This window comes from Thiomonas sp. FB-6, from assembly GCF_000377645.1.
Lineage (GTDB): Bacteria > Pseudomonadota > Gammaproteobacteria > Burkholderiales > Burkholderiaceae_C > Thiomonas_A.
Window position 1 is genome coordinate 1 of record NZ_KB898471.1, and the last position, 15,431, is coordinate 15,431.

Sequence of the window (15,431 nt, forward strand, 5' to 3'; positions counted from 1 at the left end):
TTCGCCGGCTCCACCGAACCAGCCTTCTCCATCGCCTTGGCCAGCACCATGGTCGCGTCGTAGGAGTACGGCGAGTAGATCTGGAAGGCCGCCGCGCCGAACTCGGCGTCGTAACGCTTCTTCCACGCTTCGCCACCCGGCATCTGCGCGATCGGCGAGCCGCCTTCCGCGCAGATCGTGATGTCGGCCGCGTCGCCGGCCAGCTTGGCCAGCTCGGGCGCGCAAATGCCGTCGCCGCCCATGAAGTGCGCCTTGATGCCCAGCTGCTGGATCTGGCGCAGCATCGGGCCGGCCTGGCTGTACATGCCGCCGTAGAAAATCACGTCCGGCTTGAGCGACTTGATCTTGGTCAGAATGGCCGAGAAGTCGGTCGCCTTGTCGTTCGTGTACTCGCGGTCCAGAACCTTCAGCCCGTCCTTCTTGGCCGTCTTCGCGAACACGTCGGCCACGCCCTGGCCGTAGGCCGTGCGGTCGTCGATCACCGCCACCGTCTTGGCCTTCAGGTTCTGCCTGGCGTAGTTGGCCAGGCCCGCGCCCAGCGCGTTGTCGTTGGCGATGATGCGGAAGAAGGTCTTGAAGCCCTGCTCGGCGATCTTCGGATCCGTCGACGACGGCGTGATCACCGGAATGCCCGCTTCGTTATAAATGCGCGAGGCCGGGAAGGTGCAACCCGAGTTCAGGTGACCCACCACCCCGTTGGCCTTCTCGTCCACGAACTTCTGCGCCACCGTCGTGGCTTGCTTCGGGTCGGCCTGGTCGTCCTGGGCGTCGATCTTCCAGATCACCTTCTTGCCGCCAATGACGATGTTCTGCTTGTTCAGGTCATTGATGGCCATGCGCACACCATTGGTGTTGTCCTGGCCAAAACTGGCCTGCGGACCCGAGATCGGGGCCGCGGAGCCGATGGTGACCGTGACTTCGCCGGCGGCGAATGCGCTTCCATAGATGCCGGCCAGGGCCAGGCCAACGGACAGGGCGATAACTGTGTGCTTGCGTTTCATGTGAACGAACCTCCCGGTTATAGGATTTTTGGCGATCGTGTGCGCCACAATTCAGTCGGGAACACCCAACGCCGGCCACTATACACACGACGCCGCCACGCAGTAAACGGGAACTCCACGGAGAGTTGTTTGCCGGTCACCACGGCGCCCGCAAACGCGGGGGTGACGCCCGGCGCGGCATGCGGCATGCCCCGCCGGCGGGAGCTTTCGCCCTGTTTCGGGGCCCACGCACCATGCTGGATCGGCGCATCGTGTCGGCCCGTGTCGGCCCGTGTCGGCCCTTGTCAGCCCGTGTCAGCGAGACGTCAGCGATGCACGGTCAGCACCTTCACCGGAACCTTCAGTCCGTCACGATATACGGAAATGGTGACTTGTGGATCGCTCACTTCGCCGTTGGCTTCGAAGCGGATGTGTTCGCGCGTGATGCCGTCGTAGTCGGTGGCGCGCAGCGCGGGCAGGAAGCGCGCGGGCTCGGCCGAGCCCGCGCGCTGCATGGCCTGCGCCAGCACCATGGTCGCGTCGTAGGAGTACGGCGAATAGGACTGCAAGGCCCCGGCACCGAAGCGGCTCTCGTAGCGCTGCCTCCACGCCAGGCCTCCGGGCGTGCGCTCCAGCGGCAGGCGGCCGTCGCCGCAGACCACGTGGCGCAGGGAATCGCCGGCCAGCTTGGGAAGCTCGGCCACGCAGGCGCCGTCGCCGGCCAGCAGCGGGATGTCGAGCCCGAAGCGATCCATCTGGCGCATCATCAGGCCGGTCTGCGTGACCACGCCGCCGAACATGATCGCCTCGGGCCGCAGCGCGCGCACGCGGGTGAGCACGGCGGAAAAGTCGCTGGCCTTGTCGGTGGTGTACTCGCGGCTCAGCACGCGAATGCCGCGCGCCGCCGCGTCGCGCGCGAAGGCGTCGGCCAGGCCCTGGCCGAAGGCGGTGCGGTCGTCGATCAGCGCCACGCTGCGCAGGTGCAGCTCCTGTTGCGCGTAGTCGGCCAGGGCGCGGGAGATCACGGCGTCGTCGGAGATCACGCGAAAGAAGGTCTTCGAGCCCATGCGGCCCAGGCGGGTGTCGGTGGCCGAGGCCATCATCATCGGAATCGAGGCCGCATCGAGCAGGCGCACCGCCGCGTACGAGCCGCTGGAGGTGTCCGGGCCGATCACGCCGGCCACCTTGGCATCGATGAACTTCTGCGCCACCACCGCGGCCTGGCGCGGGTCGGCCTGGTCGTCCTCGGCGAGCAGCTTCCACACCACGTGGTCGTTGCCGATACGCAGTTGCCTGGCGTTCAGGTCCTCCACGGCCAGCCTGACGCCGTTGCTGAAATCCTGCCCGACCAGCGCGCGCGGCCCGGTGGTTCCGCCGGTGACGCCCAACACCACGGTGAGCGTTCCGGCCGAGGCCTGCGGGGACCATGCCGCAGCCAGGGCGCACGCCAGGGTTCCCGCCAAGGTGCCCGCCAACCGTGCGCCCTTCCCCGCGGCACGGGTGGCGCACGCCCTGCCGGGCGGCACGGCGCTCGCGCCGCGGATGCGTGGGTCGACTCGGTGCATGCTTGTCTCCTAGTGTTGGCTTCAGCGCTCGGCGCCTGGGTTCAGGGCAGTTGCTGCACGCCCAGTACGGTCTGCCGGCCGTCGCGGAACTCCTCGATGGTGACGGCCGGCGCGATCAGGTTGCCCTGCGGGGTGAAGCGGATACCGCGCTTGGTCACCCCGTCGTAGCCGATGTCGCGCAGGTAGGGCAGGTACTTGCGCGGCTCCGTGGAGCCGGCCTTGGCCATGGCCGCGGCCAGCACCATGGTGGCGTCGTAGGCGTAGGGCGAGAAGGTCTGCACCGTGGCGGCACCGAAGCGCGCGCGATAGCGCTTGAGCCAGGCCTCGCCTTCGGGCATGGATTGCAGCGGCAGGCCACTCTCGGCGCACAGCGCGCCGTTCACCGCTTCGCCGGCAGCCTGCGCCATGGCCGGCAGGCAACTGCCGTTGCCGCCGATGTAGCGGGCCTCGATTCCCAGGCGCCGCATCTGGCGCAGCAAGGGGCCTCCCTGGCCGTAGAGCCCGCCGTAGAAAATCGCGTCGGGCCGCAGCGAGCGCACCCGCGTGAGCACGGCCGAGAAATCGCTGGCCTTGTCGTTGGTGTACTCGCGCGCCAGCACGCTCAAGCCGGAGGCCTTGGCCGCGCGCGCGAAACCGTCGGCCTGGCCCTGGCCGTAGGCGGTGCGGTCGTCGATCACGACCACGGTGCGCAGGTGCAGCGTGTCGGCGGCGTAGCGGGCCAGGCTTTCGCTTTGCGCGTCGTCGTCGGCCAGCAGGCGGAAAAAGGTCGCGTGGCCGCGGCGGGCGAGGCTGGAATCGGTGGACGCCGGCGTGATCTGGGGAATGCCCGCGCGCGCATAGATGGGCGCGGCGGGGCCGGTGCTTCCGCTGCTGGCGTGGCCCACGACGCCGTTGACCTTCTGGTCCACGAACTTCTGCGCCACCTGGGTGGCCTGGCGGGGATCGCCCTGGTCGTCCTGGGCGTCGAGTTCCCACAGCACGCGCTTGCCGCCGATGACCATGCCGCGCCGGTTCAGTTCCTCGATGGCCAGGCGCACGGCGTTGGTGTTGTCCATGCCGACGGCGGCCAGCGAGCCGGTCATGGGCTCGGCGCTGCCGATGCGCACGGTGATCGCGGCGTCCTGCGCGAGGCTGGCGGGCGCGAAAACCGCCGATGCGCCCAGGCAGGCGGCGACGGCGGCGCGCGCCAGAGCCAGCGGGACGCGACAGGCGGAGCATCGGCCGGTGATGCGCCGCAGCATGCGGGGGACGAGGGGCCGCGGGATGCGCGGGGGGTGCCGGAGCGGCGCCAGGACGGGAGGGGCGATGGGAGGATTCACGGCGGGGGCCTCGAAAAGGTCGAGCCCCATTACACACCGCATGAAAAACTTTGTTACGTTTGGGGGGATATCACCCCGGATGTCCTCGGGCCATCAGGCGCGGCCGTTGTCCGCGGCTCCGCGCCTCACTCCGCCGCGCCGTGCTCGTCCAGCCACTCGTGCATGCGCGGCTGCAGGCGTCGCGCCAGCTCCGCCGCGGTCTCGCGCAGCAGCAGGGCCAGGCGCGGCTCCAGCACTTCGCGCAGCGCCTGCTCGAGTTCGAGTTCCAGTACCGCGCGCGCCATCTCGTTGGACACCGCCGGATGGTCGGCCAGCGGCGCCACCAACGCGGCCGCCGCAGGCGCTGGGTCCGGCGCGTGCAGCGCGGCCAGGGATCCGACCACCCGAGCCGTGGCGGGTGACGCCCACTGCGAATGCGAGGGCGCCTGCGTTTGCGCCTGCGTTTGCGCCTGCGGCTCCGGGCCGGCGCCCGCGGGCAGTTCCAGCACTTCGGTCAACAGGGGAAGGCGCCGGCCGGTGTTCATGTCAGGTCTCCACGGTCTGCGGCTCGAGGCCGGCGCTGCGGTACATGCGGAAGCGCTGCCGCGCCGCCGCCTTGGCCGGAGCATCGGCCCCGACGAGTTCGATCACCCGCGGCAACTGCTGCCAACCCAGCACCTCCTCGGTGCCCAGGTTGACCAGACAGTCGCGCCCTTGCAGCGCGCGCACGTCGGCGGCGTCGCTGAGCACGATGGGGCTGCGGCGCTCCAGCGCCTCGCCGACCCGGCAGTGGGCCAGGAAGTCCGGCTGGGAGAAGCTCCACAGTCGCTGGTCGAGTTCGTCGATCCACGCGGGCGGCGCGCACACCACGGTGCGCGCGCCCTTGGCCTCGGCCGCGCGCAGCAAGGCGCAGCAGTAGCCCAGCGGGTCGGCCACGCCGACGCGGAACTCGACCCGCTGCGCGCTCACGCTGCGGTCCTCATCGCGGCGACGCGCCCTGCTCCTGCGCCAGCAGGTAATGCACCAGCAGCGGCACCGGGCGCCCGGTGGCCCCCTTCTCGGCGCCGCTCTTCCACGCCGTGCCGGCGATGTCCAGGTGCGCCCAGCGATAGGCCTTGGTGAAGCGCTGCAGGAAACAGGCCGCGGTGACGCTGCCGCCGGCGCGCCCGGCGATGTTGGCGACGTCGGCGAAGCGCGAACGCAGGCCCTCGGCGTAGTCCTCGCCCAGCGGCATGCGCCAGCAGGGGTCCTGGGTCTGGCGCCCGGACTCCAGCAGCGCCTCGGCCAGCGCGTCGTCGGGGCTGAACAGCCCGCTGTTGACGTGGCCCAGCGCGATCACGCAGGCGCCGGTGAGGGTGGCGATGTCGACCACGCTGGCGGGCTTGAAGCGCTCGGCGTAGTTCAGCGCGTCGCAAAGGATCAGGCGCCCCTCGGCGTCGGTATTGAGGATCTCGATGGTCTGCCCGGAGCGGCTGGTCACCACGTCGCCGGGCTTGACCGCCGTGCCGCCGGGCAGGTTCTCGGTGGCGGGAATCAGGCCCACCACGTTGATGGCCGGACGCAGGCGCGCGAGCGCCTCGAAGGCGCCCAGCACCGAGGCGGCGCCGCACATGTCGAACTTCATCTCGTCCATCTCGGCGCCGGGCTTGAGCGAGATGCCGCCGCTGTCGAAGGTGACGCCCTTGCCCACCAGCACGTGGGGGGCCTGCTTCTTCGCCGCGCCTTCGTAGCGCAGCACGATGAACCGCGGCGGCTGCTGCGAGCCTTGCGCCACCGCCAGCAGCGCGCCCATGCGTTCGCGCTCGATCTCGGCGCGCCCGAGCACTTCCACCTTCAGCTTGTGGCGCTTGCCCAGGTCCTGCGCGACCTTGCCCAGGTGCGCGGGGGTGCAGTGGTTGCCCGGCAGGTTGGCCAGGTTGCGGCACAGGTCCACGCCGGCCTGCACGGCCACCGCGCGGTCCAGGCGCGCGCGCGCCGCGGCGGCCTGGCGCGACGGCGCGAGGATCTGCACCGACTCGACGCGGCAGGCCGGATCGGGGTCGGGCTTGCGCGTGGCGCTGTAGACGTAGGCGAAATCCCCGAAGGCGCGCACCGCGGCCTCAATCACCGGCTGCTGGCCGTCGGCGCAGGCCAGGTGCACCTGCGCGGCGGCGCGGCCCTTCAGCGCCGTGCAGGCCGCGGCGGCGGCCTTGCGCCAGGCGCGCGCGTCGGTGGGGGCGGCGCCCAGCCCCACCAGCAGGGTGCGGCGGGCGGCCAGGCCCGGCACGCGGCCGAGCAGCAGGGTGTTGCCGACGGCGCCGGTGAAGTCGCCGTCCTGGCGGGCCTCGGCGACGGCGGCGTCGACCGCCTCGGCGTCGGCCAGGCCGCTGCCTTCGGCGGATTGCTGCAGGAAGACGACCAGGCAATCGCTGCGTAGCGAAGACAAGGCTTTCAGGGGGGCTATGCTAAATTCCATGAGGGCTCCTGACGTGGCTTGGCCCATTATTCCACCGGCCGGGCCCCCGTGTCTCGCCAGTGTGTTCCACGGGTGCCGCGCGCGCCTCGGCGGCATGCCCGGAGCCGAGCCGTCGAGGAGCGCGAACCCGGCCCCCGCATTCCGCCACCACCCATCCCGATGCTGCTGGACAGTTCCCTGCGCCGCGAAATGGCCCGCCATTTCGGCGCCAGTTTCACGGTGCTGTTCTCGGTCGTGCTGACCCTGCTGCTGATCCGCATCCTGGGCCAGGCCACCGAGGGCCTGGCCAACCCGCGCGACCTGTTCCTGCTCATCGGCCTGGCCTGCCTGAGCTACCTGCAGTTCATCCTCGGCCTGGCGCTGTTCATCGCCGTGCTGACGAGCTTCTCGCGCATGCACCGCGACTCGGAGATGGTCATCTGGGCCGGAGCGGGAGCCACGCCCGGGCAGTTCTTCCGCACGGCGCTCCGGTTCAGCGCGCCGGTGCTCACGGTGATCGCGCTGCTCACGCTGGTGGGCTGGCCCTGGGCCAACCGCCAGGACAGCGCGCTGCGCCAGCGCTTCGAGCAGCGCAGCGACCTGTCGCGCGCGGCGCCCGGCCAGTTCAGGCGCTCGGCCTCGGGCATGCGCGTGTTCTTCATCGGCAAGGGCGCCGACGCCCAGGGGCTGGCGCACGACATCTTCATCCGCGACCTGTCCGACGGGCGCGAGACCGTGACCGTGGCGCGCTCGGCGGCGCTGGCCAATCGGGACGATTCGCGCTACCTGATGCTGTCCGACGGCCATCGCTACACCCATACCCTGGGGCAGGCCGACTATCAGATCACGGGCTTCCGGGAAATGGGCGTGCGCGTGTCCGCGCTGAGCAGCCCGGCCACCCAGGCGCTGCCTGGCGCCGCCACTCTGGCCAACACGCCCAGCCGCGAGATCGACACGCCGACCCTGGCGCTGTCGGCCAACCCCTACTGGCAGGGCGAACTGTCCTGGCGCATCGGCGTGCCGGTGTCCTCGCTGCTGCTGGTGCTGATGGCGGTGCCGCTGGCTGCGACCAATCCCCGCGCCGGCCGCGCGCTGCAGCTCATCGTCGCCGTGCTGGTGTACCTGGTCTACCTGAACTTCCTCAACGCCACCCAGCACTGGATCGAGGCGGGCACGCTGCACCTGGGCAGCGGCCTGCTGCTGCTGCACGGCGGCGCGCTGCTGGTGCTGCTGGCGCTGGCTTATGCCAAGGACCTGCTGCCGCGCCCGCTGGGCCCGCGGGCGGCGGCCTGAGGCGGAACACGCGCATGCAGACCATCCGCCGCTACCTGTTCCGCCAGCTCACGGGCGCCATCGCGCTGGTGCTGCTGGTGTTCCTGGGGCTGCTGTTCTTCCTGGACATGCTCAACCAGCTCAGCAACAGCGGCCACGGCTTCGCCGCGGCCATGCTGATGGTGGCCCTGCAACTGCCCTCGCGCGCCTACGACGTGCTGCCCATCGCGGTGATCACCGGCACCGTGTACGTGCTGGCCGCGCTGGCCGCGTCCTCCGAATTCACCATCCTGCGCATGGCCGGCCTGAGCCCGCGCGTCGCGCTGCTGCAGCTGCTCGGCTACGGGCTGCTGTGCTCGGCGCTGGTGTTCGCGCTGGGCGAGTTCGCGGCGCCGGCCGCGCAGCGCATGCAGGCCGCGCTGCAGGCGCACCTGCCGGGAGGCCAGTTCGGCACCGCGCCGAACGCCGGCATCTGGGTGCGCAACCGCGAAGGCGCCAACGACGACCAGATGATCAACATCGGCCGCGTGGGCTCCAACGGCGAACTGCACGACGTGCGCATCTACGTGCTCGACGACGCCGCGCACCTGCTGCGCACGGTGCGCGCGGCCAGCGCCAGCTACCAGTCCAGCGGCCACTGGCTGCTGCGCGACGTGCGCTCGGTGAGCCTGCCGACCGGCTCGTCCGGCGACGTGCGCAGCAGCAGCGCGCCGAGGCTGGACTGGCACACCTCGGTGTCGCCGCCGATGCTCGACGCCCTCGTGCTCAGCCCGCAGGACATGTCGGTGTTCGACCTGTGGCGCTACATCTCGCACCTGCGCGCCAACGGTCAGTCGGTGCAGCGCGACGAGCTCGAGTTCTGGCGCAAGCTGCTGTATCCGCTCAGCGGGGTCATCATGATGATGCTGGCCCTGCCCTTCGCCTACCTGCACGCGCGCTCCGGGCAGATCAGCTGGAAGGTGTTCGCCGGCATCATGCTCGGAGTGAGCTTCATCCTGCTCAACACCCTGGCCTCGCGCCTGGGCCTGGTCGCGAACTGGCCCGTGTGGCTGGCCGTGGCCCTGCCCTACCTGTTGTACGGCAGCGCGGCGCTGGGCTTTTTCCTCTGGCGCGTGCAGCGCCACTGACGCGGGCACGCCGCGCACGCCACCACCATGAACCTGCACCAATTCCGCTTCCTGCAGGAAGCCGTCCGGCGCAATTTCAATCTCACCGAGGCGGCGCGCGCGCTGTTCACCTCGCAGCCCGGGGTGTCCAAGGCGATCATCGAGCTCGAGGACGAACTGGGCGTGGAGATCTTCAGCCGCCACGGCAAGCGCATCCGCAAGCTGACCCCGCCCGGCGAGGAGGTGCTGCGCAGCGTGGAGATCATCATGCGCGAGGTGGGCAACCTCAAGCGCATCGGGCAGAACTACGCCGCGCAGGACAGCGGGCAGCTGACCATCGCGGCCACGCACACGCAGGCGCGCTACCGCCTGCCGCTGGTGGTGGCGGAGTTCCGGCGCCGCTTCCCGCGCGTAAGCGTGCACCTGCTGCAGGGCAACCCCGACCAGGTGGCCGCGGCCGTGCTGGAAGAGCGCGCGGACCTGGCGCTGGCCACCGAGAGCCTGCTCGACCACGCCGGGCTCATCACCCTGCCCTGCTATGAATGGCAGCACATGGTGGTCACGCCCAAGAACCACGCCCTCAACGACGTGGCCGAACTGTCGCTGGGCGACCTGGCGCGCTACCCCATCGCCACCTACGGCCAGGCCTTCACCGGAAGGCGCCGCATCGACCAGGCCTTCGCGCAGCACGGCCTGCAGCCCGACATCGTGCTGGAGGCCATCGACTCGGACGTGCTGAAGACCTACGTGGAGCTGGACCTGGGCATCGGCCTGATCGCCGAGATGGCCTTCAACCCGGAACGCGACACCATGCTGGTGGGGCGCCCGGTCGGCCACCTGTTCGGACCCAACCTCACCCGCGTGGCGTTCAAGCAGGGGGTGTATCAGCGCGGCTTCGTGTTCGTGCTGGCCGAACTGCTGTCGCCGAGGCTTTCGCGCAAGCTGGTCGAGCAGGTGCTGCGCGGCGAGGCCACGGGGGACTTCTCCATCTGAAGCCGGGCCGCCGCGCGGCGGTCAATGGGTCCAGGCCTGCGGCGGGCGCGTGCTCGGCGCGAAGTCCAGCGGCGGCAGGGTCGAGGCTTCGGGCCCGGCGAGTCCGGTTGCGCGCACGGGCGCCGCGGACCGCGTCCGGGCCGGGGCCCGGGCGGACCGCTCCGCCGGCTCGGCCGCCGCCGCGGCCAGGCTCAGCGTGAGGTCCAGCGCTTCGGCGCCGCGCGGGGCCGCCCTGCGCGCTGGCTCGTCCCGCGGCGGTTCCTGCCGCGCGGGCTCCTGCTGCGAGCGCTGCAGCTCGCGCGCCAGGGCGTACAGGTCCAGCAGGTCGCGGTAGGCGGGCAGGTCGAAGCCCACGCGCCGCTTCTGGGGGTCGTCGGCGATCAGGCGCTCGACCACGGTCAGGCGCGCCGGGCTGTTCCACGACTCGGTGATCAGGGCCAGCGCGCGCGGGTAGTCGACCAGGTCGCGCGGGGCCTGCGAGGGGTCCTCGTCCCACGGCAGGACGCGCAGGTTCAGGCGCCCGGCGCATTCACCCAGCAACTGCTCGTACTCGGCGCGGCGCCCGCAGCGGCGGTACAGATCGAACAGGTACAGGTAGGGCAAGGCGCTGGTCATCCCGCCGGACTCGCCGAGCGCACGGCGCATCACGTCGATGGCCTTGTCGTAGTCGCCGATGCCGATGAAGAAATCCGCCAGGTGCCCGTGGTCGACCACCTCGTCGATCTGCACGTGCTCCGGCAGCGACAAGGGCCGCTGGAAGGCTTCGCGGTCGTAGGGCAGCGCGCTGTCCGGTGAGGGTGAGGGCGAGGCCGTGGCCGGGCGCGCGGCGCGCGCGAAAGCATCTGCTTCATCCACGGGCGGCTCCCACGCCATCGCCTCGACCGCCGGCTTGGGCGGCGCGGCGAAAGCCGAGACTCCGGCGGCCGCGAGCGTGCTGGCGCGGGTGGACAGGTCCTGCGCGAGCATGCCGGCCGGCCAGGGGCTTTCGATGCGGGGCCTGCGGGACTGCCACAGCAGCAGCAGCAGCAGCGCCGCGAGTGCCCCCAGGCCCGCGAACAGGGCGTTGTGCCAGGAAGGGGACGCGAGAGCAGACGCCGAAGGGGACGCCGAAGGAGACGCTTGAGCGGAGACCGGCGCGGACGCGGACCGCGCCAACTGGCCGCGCAAGGCACCGAGTTCGTGTTCGCGCTGGGCATTGATCGCCTGCAGCTCGCGCACCTGCTGCTGCATCGCGTCGATGCGCTGCATCAGCTGCGCTTCGCTGCCCGCCGGGAGCGGGGCCACAGGAGGAAGCGGAGCCACGGCCGCGAGCGCGGCCGGCGCGACTCCGCGCTGCTCGGCGAGTTCGCGCGACAGCCAGTCCAGGCGCAGGTGGCTGGACGAGGCCTGGCGGCCGGCTTCGCGCGGCCGCGCCGGCGCCCGATGCCCGGACGGCCGCGCGGATTTGGCGGACGGCGCTCCGGCGATGGCAAGCACCGGGGCCGGCTCCAACTCCTGCGCCGCGCGCGACGAGGGTTCGACCAGCAGGGTGTAGCTGCGGCTGCGCTGGAACTGGCAGCCCATGTGGAGCCTGAGTTGCACGAAGGGCGCGCGCAGTCCGCGCGTGCCCCGCAGCTCGATGGAGGACCAGCCCCGCGCGCCGCCGTCATGCACCGAAACCCGGATCTGCTGCTCGGGCACCGGGGTGTCGCCATCCGACAGCTCGGCGCGCACGCAATCGGAGACCAGCGGCAGCCCCGGATCCATGCGCACGGGAATGCGCAGGCGCGGGACCTGCCCGAGCACCAGCGTGCCCTGGGCCTGCCCGAGCACCATGGCCTGCGCGGGTGCCAGCGCCAGCGCGCCCAGCAGGCCCAACAGGGCCAGCAGGCCCGGCAGGCGCGCGCCTGCGCCACCGCCGGGATGGGCGGAATCGGGGACAGCGCCAGGGAACGAAGCGGGGGTTTGCACGGAGACTGTGTCGGCAGGGACGGGTTCCTGTTGTCAATTTATCAGTGAACATTCGGCCTTCCGGCGCAAGGGCGACGATTCCCGGCAAAAGCGTGAAATTCTTTGCAAGAATTCAGGCCTTTCCGTTGCCCTTCGACGCCGCCCCTGGCGCCAAGGCCCCAGCCCATGACGAATTCCCTGCCCGAATCCCCCGCCGACGACCAGGACCTGGATCTCGGCACGGCCGCGCACGAAGCGGCCGCGCCCGCGCACGAGCCCGCGCCGGAGGAGGCCCGTGTCTGCGTGCTCGAGCTGGCCGTGAGCGCGGACGCCGCGGCCATGCCCCCGTCGGCCATCGCCGCCGGCATCGAGGCGCTTTCCACGGCGCTGCGGGACCCCGACATCGGCGTGGTGCTGCTGGTGCTGCGCTGCCCCGACGCCGCCCCGCAGGCCCCGCCCGCCACCCCGGCGCAGGTGGACGCCATGCACGACTGGCTGCTGGCCCTGTGGGACAGCGACAAGATCACGCTGGCCGCGCTCGACGGCGACGCCGACGGCGCCGCGCTGGCGCTGGCGCTGGCCTGCGACCTGCTGGTGGCCTCGCGCGAGGCGCGGCTGCGTCTGCAACCGCGCCTGCAGCATGCCGGGCGCGCCGCGGCTGCGGGCTGGCTGGCGGCGCAGCGCCTTCCCGCAGCCGCGGCCGCGGCGCTGTGCCTGGGCTGCGAGCTCGACGCCGCGCGCGCGCATGCGATGGGTCTGGTCGCCGAGCTGGCTGCGCCGCGCCTGGCGCGCGAGCAGGCCGTTGCGCTGGCGCGGCGCCTGCTGGAGCAGCCGCCGCAGGTGCTCGCCGGGCTCAAGCGCCAGCTCGCGGCGCGCGCCCCCCAGGGCCTGCCCGAGGTGCTGGCCGAGGAACGCAGCCGCTGGCTGCGCGGCGCGGGCTGAGCGGCTGCGGCACGCCCCCTTTCGGCACGTTGCACGCGGGCGCGCAACAATAGAGGCTCGAAAACCGAGAAGGAGGAGCGATGAAACTCGTGCGTTACGGCAGCGACGGGCGCGAGCGCCCGGGCATGATCGACGCCCAGGGACGCCTGCGCAGCCTGCAGGGCGTGGTGGAGGACATCGGGCCGCAGGCCTACTCGCCCGCGGGGCAGCGCGCGCTGCGCGCGCTGGACGTGCAGGCGCTGCCGCTGGTCAAGGGCAAGCCGCGCCTGGGGGTTCCCTTCGTGGGCATCGGCAAGTTCGTCGCCATCGGACTGAACTACCACGACCATGCGCGCGAGACCGGCACCCAGGTGCCCACCGAGCCCATCGTGTTCAACAAGTGGACCACCTGCCTCAGCGGGCCCTTCGACGCCATCGAGCAGCCTCCTCACTCGACCCGCCTGGACTGGGAGGTGGAGCTCGGCGTGGTCATCGGCCGCGCCGCGCGCTACGTGGGCGTGGGCGAGGCGCTGAAGTACGTGGCCGGCTACTGCACGGTCAACGACGTGTCGGAGCGCCAGTTCCAGATCGGACGCGGCAGCCAGTGGGACAAGGGCAAGGGCTGCGACGGCTTCGGCCCCGTGGGACCCTGGCTGGTCACCGCCGACGAAGTGGGCGACCCGCAGGAGCTGGCGCTGCGCCTGAGCGTCAACGGCCAGCGCATGCAGGACGGCAACACCCGCGACATGATCTTCGGCGTGGCGCAGATCGTCAGCTATCTCAGCCACTTCATGACCCTGCTGCCGGGCGACCTGATCGCCACCGGCACGCCGGCCGGCGTGGGCCTGGGCATGAAGCCGCCGCGCTTCCTGCAGCCCGGCGACGTGGTCGAACTGGAGATCGAGGGCCTGGGCGCGCAACGCCAGCAGGTGCGTGCCTCGCGCGCACGCGTGGCGCCGGATGCGCGCGAGCTGATCGATCCGCCCCAGGGCGGCGGCCTCGGGACCCTGAAGGCCTGATCTCCCCCGCGCCTCGCGGCCGCGCGCGCCGCGCTACAGTGCCGTCCATGCCCGATTCCGACCAAGCGCGCGCCCGACGACTTCTGCAGGACGTCTGGGGTTATCCGAGTTTCCGCGGACTGCAGGAGCCGGTGGTCGAGCATGTGGCCGGCGGCGGCGACGCGCTGGTGCTGATGCCCACCGGCGCCGGCAAGTCGCTGTGCTTCCAGATCCCGGCGCTGCTGCGCCCGGGGCTGGGCGTGGTGGTGTCGCCGCTGATCGCGCTGATGCAGGACCAGGTGGCGGCGCTGCGCGAACTGGGCCTGCGCGCGGCCTTTCTCAACTCCTCGCTGGACGCGGCCACCGCCCGCCAGGTGCAGGCGCAGGCCCGCGCCGGCGAGCTCGACCTGCTGTACATGGCGCCCGAACGCCTGCTGAGCGAATCGGGCATGCGCCTGCTGGAGCAGTGCCGCCTGGCGCTGTTCGCCATCGACGAGGCGCATTGCGTGTCCCAGTGGGGCCATGACTTCCGCCCCGAATACGGCCAGCTGGAGATACTGCGCGAGCGCTGGCCCGAGGTGCCGCGCGTGGCGCTGACCGCCACCGCCGACATCCCCACGCGCAAGGAGATCGCGCAGCGCCTGCTGCTGGACGACGCGCGCAGCTTCGTCTCCAGCTTCGACCGCCCGAACATCCGCTACCGCGTGGTGGAAAAGCGCGACGGCCGGGCCCAGCTGGCCCAGTTCATCCGCGACGAACACGAGGGCGACTGCGGCGTGGTCTACGCGCTGTCGCGCAGCAGCGTGGAGGAAGTCGCGGGCCTGCTGGCCGCCCAGGGCATGAAGGCCCTGCCCTACCACGCGGGCCTGGACTCCGGCATGCGCGCCCGCCACCTGCGGCGCTTTCTCGACGAGGACGGCGTGGTCATGGTGGCCACCATCGCCTTCGGCATGGGCATCGACAAGCCCGACGTGCGCTTCGTCGCCCACCTGGACATGCCGCGCTCCATCGAGGGCTATTTCCAGGAAACCGGACGCGCCGGACGCGACGGGCTGCCCGCGCAGGCCTGGATGGCCTACGGCCTGGCCGACGTGGTGCAGCAGCGCCGGCTCATCGAGCTCGGCGAGGCCGACGAGGCGCACAAGCGCCTGTCCACGGCCAAGCTGGACGCCATGCTGGCGCTGGCCGAGGCGGCCGATTGCCGGCGCGTGCGCCTGCTGGCCTACTTCGGCGAGGCCTCCGAACCCTGCGGCAACTGCGACAACTGCCTGCAGCCGCCTGAGATGGTGGATGCCACCGAGGCGGCGCAGAAGGCGCTGTCCACCGTTTACCGCTGCCGCCAGGCCAGCGGCACCAGTTTCGCGGCCACGCACGTGATCGACGTGCTGCGCGGCAAGAGCGGCGACAAGGTGCAGCGCTTCGGCCACGATCGGCTGTCCACCTTCGGCATCGGCGCGGACTGGTCCGAACAGGACTGGCGGGTGCTGTTGCGCCAGCTGGTGGCGCAGCATCTGCTGGAGGTCGACTCCCTGCACTACAACGTGCTGCGCCTGACCGAGGGCAGCCGTGAGGTGCTGCGCGGCGAGCGCCGCGTGGCGCTGCGCCGGCAGGCGCCGGCCGCGGCCCGCAAGCGCCGCGGCGCCGGCGGATCCGCCCCGCAGCCGGCGGTGGCGCTGCGCGACGACGACGCCATCCTGTTCGAGCAGCTTCGCGCCTGGCGCGCCGAAGCGGCGCGCGACCACGGCGTGCCGGCCTACGTGGTGTTCCCGGACGCCACGCTGCGCGCCATCGCGGTGGCGCGCCCGCGCGACCTGGACGAGTTGCGCAGCATCTCGGGGGTCGGCGACAAGAAGCGCGACACCTACGGCCCGGCCCTGGTGCGCCTGATCGCCGGGCAGGCCGGCGCCTGACGGGGCCCGGCCGGGCGCCGAACGC

The 15,431-nt window shown here is 71.7% G+C and carries 13 protein-coding genes; 6 read left to right on the forward strand and 7 right to left on the reverse strand.

What is annotated here, in order from left to right:
- The 6 genes from D466_RS0100005 to D466_RS0100030 form a co-directional block, all read right to left on the reverse strand.
- Window positions 1-1,001, reverse strand: a 1,001-nt coding sequence (locus D466_RS0100005) for a branched-chain amino acid ABC transporter substrate-binding protein (protein WP_018911627.1), incomplete at its 3' end; no start/stop codon positions are given.
- Window positions 1,002-1,306: 305 nt separating this feature from the next.
- Complete coding sequence (locus D466_RS0100010; RefSeq protein WP_156003866.1) at window positions 1,307-2,545, reverse strand: branched-chain amino acid ABC transporter substrate-binding protein; 1,239 nt, start codon at window positions 2,543-2,545, stop codon at window positions 1,307-1,309.
- Between the two features lie 41 nt (window positions 2,546-2,586).
- Window positions 2,587-3,864, reverse strand: coding sequence for a branched-chain amino acid ABC transporter substrate-binding protein (locus D466_RS0100015; protein WP_231385637.1), 1,278 nt, complete (start codon window positions 3,862-3,864; stop codon window positions 2,587-2,589).
- Between the two features lie 125 nt (window positions 3,865-3,989).
- The gene (locus tag D466_RS0100020; protein WP_018911630.1) at window positions 3,990-4,388 is read right to left on the reverse strand and encodes a hypothetical protein; all 399 of its coding nucleotides are present in this window, start codon (window positions 4,386-4,388) and stop codon (window positions 3,990-3,992) included.
- A gap of 1 nt (window position 4,389) precedes the next feature.
- A complete protein-coding gene (locus D466_RS0100025) occupies window positions 4,390-4,812 on the reverse strand; it encodes a DNA polymerase III subunit chi (protein WP_018911631.1) in 423 nt (140 codons plus the stop codon).
- A gap of 10 nt (window positions 4,813-4,822) precedes the next feature.
- Window positions 4,823-6,298, reverse strand: coding sequence for a leucyl aminopeptidase (locus D466_RS0100030; RefSeq protein WP_026284706.1), 1,476 nt, complete (start codon window positions 6,296-6,298; stop codon window positions 4,823-4,825).
- Between the two features lie 159 nt (window positions 6,299-6,457).
- On the opposite strand from D466_RS0100030, the gene lptF reads away from it, so the two are divergent.
- From lptF to D466_RS0100045, 3 genes are read left to right on the forward strand one after another with little or no spacing between them, the layout of a single operon-like run.
- Complete coding sequence (gene lptF / locus D466_RS19985; protein WP_018911633.1) at window positions 6,458-7,570, forward strand: LPS export ABC transporter permease LptF; 1,113 nt, start codon at window positions 6,458-6,460, stop codon at window positions 7,568-7,570.
- Between the two features lie 14 nt (window positions 7,571-7,584).
- Complete coding sequence (gene lptG / locus D466_RS0100040; protein ID WP_018911634.1) at window positions 7,585-8,676, forward strand: LPS export ABC transporter permease LptG; 1,092 nt, start codon at window positions 7,585-7,587, stop codon at window positions 8,674-8,676.
- A gap of 27 nt (window positions 8,677-8,703) precedes the next feature.
- A complete protein-coding gene (locus D466_RS0100045) occupies window positions 8,704-9,648 on the forward strand; it encodes a CysB family HTH-type transcriptional regulator (RefSeq protein WP_018911635.1) in 945 nt (314 codons plus the stop codon).
- Window positions 9,649-9,669: 21 nt separating this feature from the next.
- Here the strand turns inward: D466_RS0100045 and D466_RS0100050 are convergent, their stop codons facing one another.
- Window positions 9,670-11,598 carry a hypothetical protein gene (locus D466_RS0100050; protein ID WP_156003868.1) on the reverse strand — a complete coding sequence of 643 codons (1,929 nt, stop codon included), beginning with the start codon at window positions 11,596-11,598 and terminating at the stop codon, window positions 9,670-9,672.
- A 165-nt stretch (window positions 11,599-11,763) separates the two neighbouring features.
- On the opposite strand from D466_RS0100050, the gene D466_RS19990 reads away from it, so the two are divergent.
- The 3 genes from D466_RS19990 to recQ all read left to right on the forward strand — a co-directional run bounded on the left by D466_RS19990 (window position 11,764) and on the right by recQ (window position 15,406).
- On the forward strand, window positions 11,764-12,519 hold the full coding sequence (locus tag D466_RS19990) for an enoyl-CoA hydratase-related protein (RefSeq protein WP_018911637.1): 756 nt from the start codon (window positions 11,764-11,766) through the stop codon (window positions 12,517-12,519).
- 80 nt (window positions 12,520-12,599) lie between these two features.
- Window positions 12,600-13,517, forward strand: a complete 918-nt coding sequence (locus tag D466_RS0100060; protein ID WP_018911638.1) for a fumarylacetoacetate hydrolase family protein — start codon at window positions 12,600-12,602, stop codon at window positions 13,515-13,517.
- A gap of 47 nt (window positions 13,518-13,564) precedes the next feature.
- Window positions 13,565-15,406, forward strand: a complete 1,842-nt coding sequence (gene recQ, locus D466_RS0100065) for a DNA helicase RecQ (protein WP_018911639.1) — start codon at window positions 13,565-13,567, stop codon at window positions 15,404-15,406.
- Window positions 15,407-15,431: the final 25 nt, after the last annotated feature.

Excerpts from the sequence above, each read along its gene's own strand:
- D466_RS0100010 (WP_156003866.1), bottom strand. The coding sequence starts at position 2,545 with ATGCACCGAGTCGACCCACGCATCCGCGGCGCGAGCGCCGTGCCGCCC.
- D466_RS0100020 (WP_018911630.1), bottom strand. The coding sequence starts at position 4,388 with ATGAACACCGGCCGGCGCCTTCCCCTGTTGACCGAAGTGCTGGAACTG.
- D466_RS0100030 (WP_026284706.1), bottom strand. The coding sequence starts at position 6,298 with ATGGAATTTAGCATAGCCCCCCTGAAAGCCTTGTCTTCGCTACGCAGC.
- lptF (WP_018911633.1), top strand. The coding sequence starts at position 6,458 with ATGCTGCTGGACAGTTCCCTGCGCCGCGAAATGGCCCGCCATTTCGGC.
- lptG (WP_018911634.1), top strand. The coding sequence starts at position 7,585 with ATGCAGACCATCCGCCGCTACCTGTTCCGCCAGCTCACGGGCGCCATC.
- D466_RS0100045 (WP_018911635.1), top strand. The coding sequence starts at position 8,704 with ATGAACCTGCACCAATTCCGCTTCCTGCAGGAAGCCGTCCGGCGCAAT.
- D466_RS19990 (WP_018911637.1), top strand. The coding sequence starts at position 11,764 with ATGACGAATTCCCTGCCCGAATCCCCCGCCGACGACCAGGACCTGGAT.
- D466_RS0100060 (WP_018911638.1), top strand. The coding sequence starts at position 12,600 with ATGAAACTCGTGCGTTACGGCAGCGACGGGCGCGAGCGCCCGGGCATG.
- recQ (WP_018911639.1), top strand. The coding sequence starts at position 13,565 with ATGCCCGATTCCGACCAAGCGCGCGCCCGACGACTTCTGCAGGACGTC.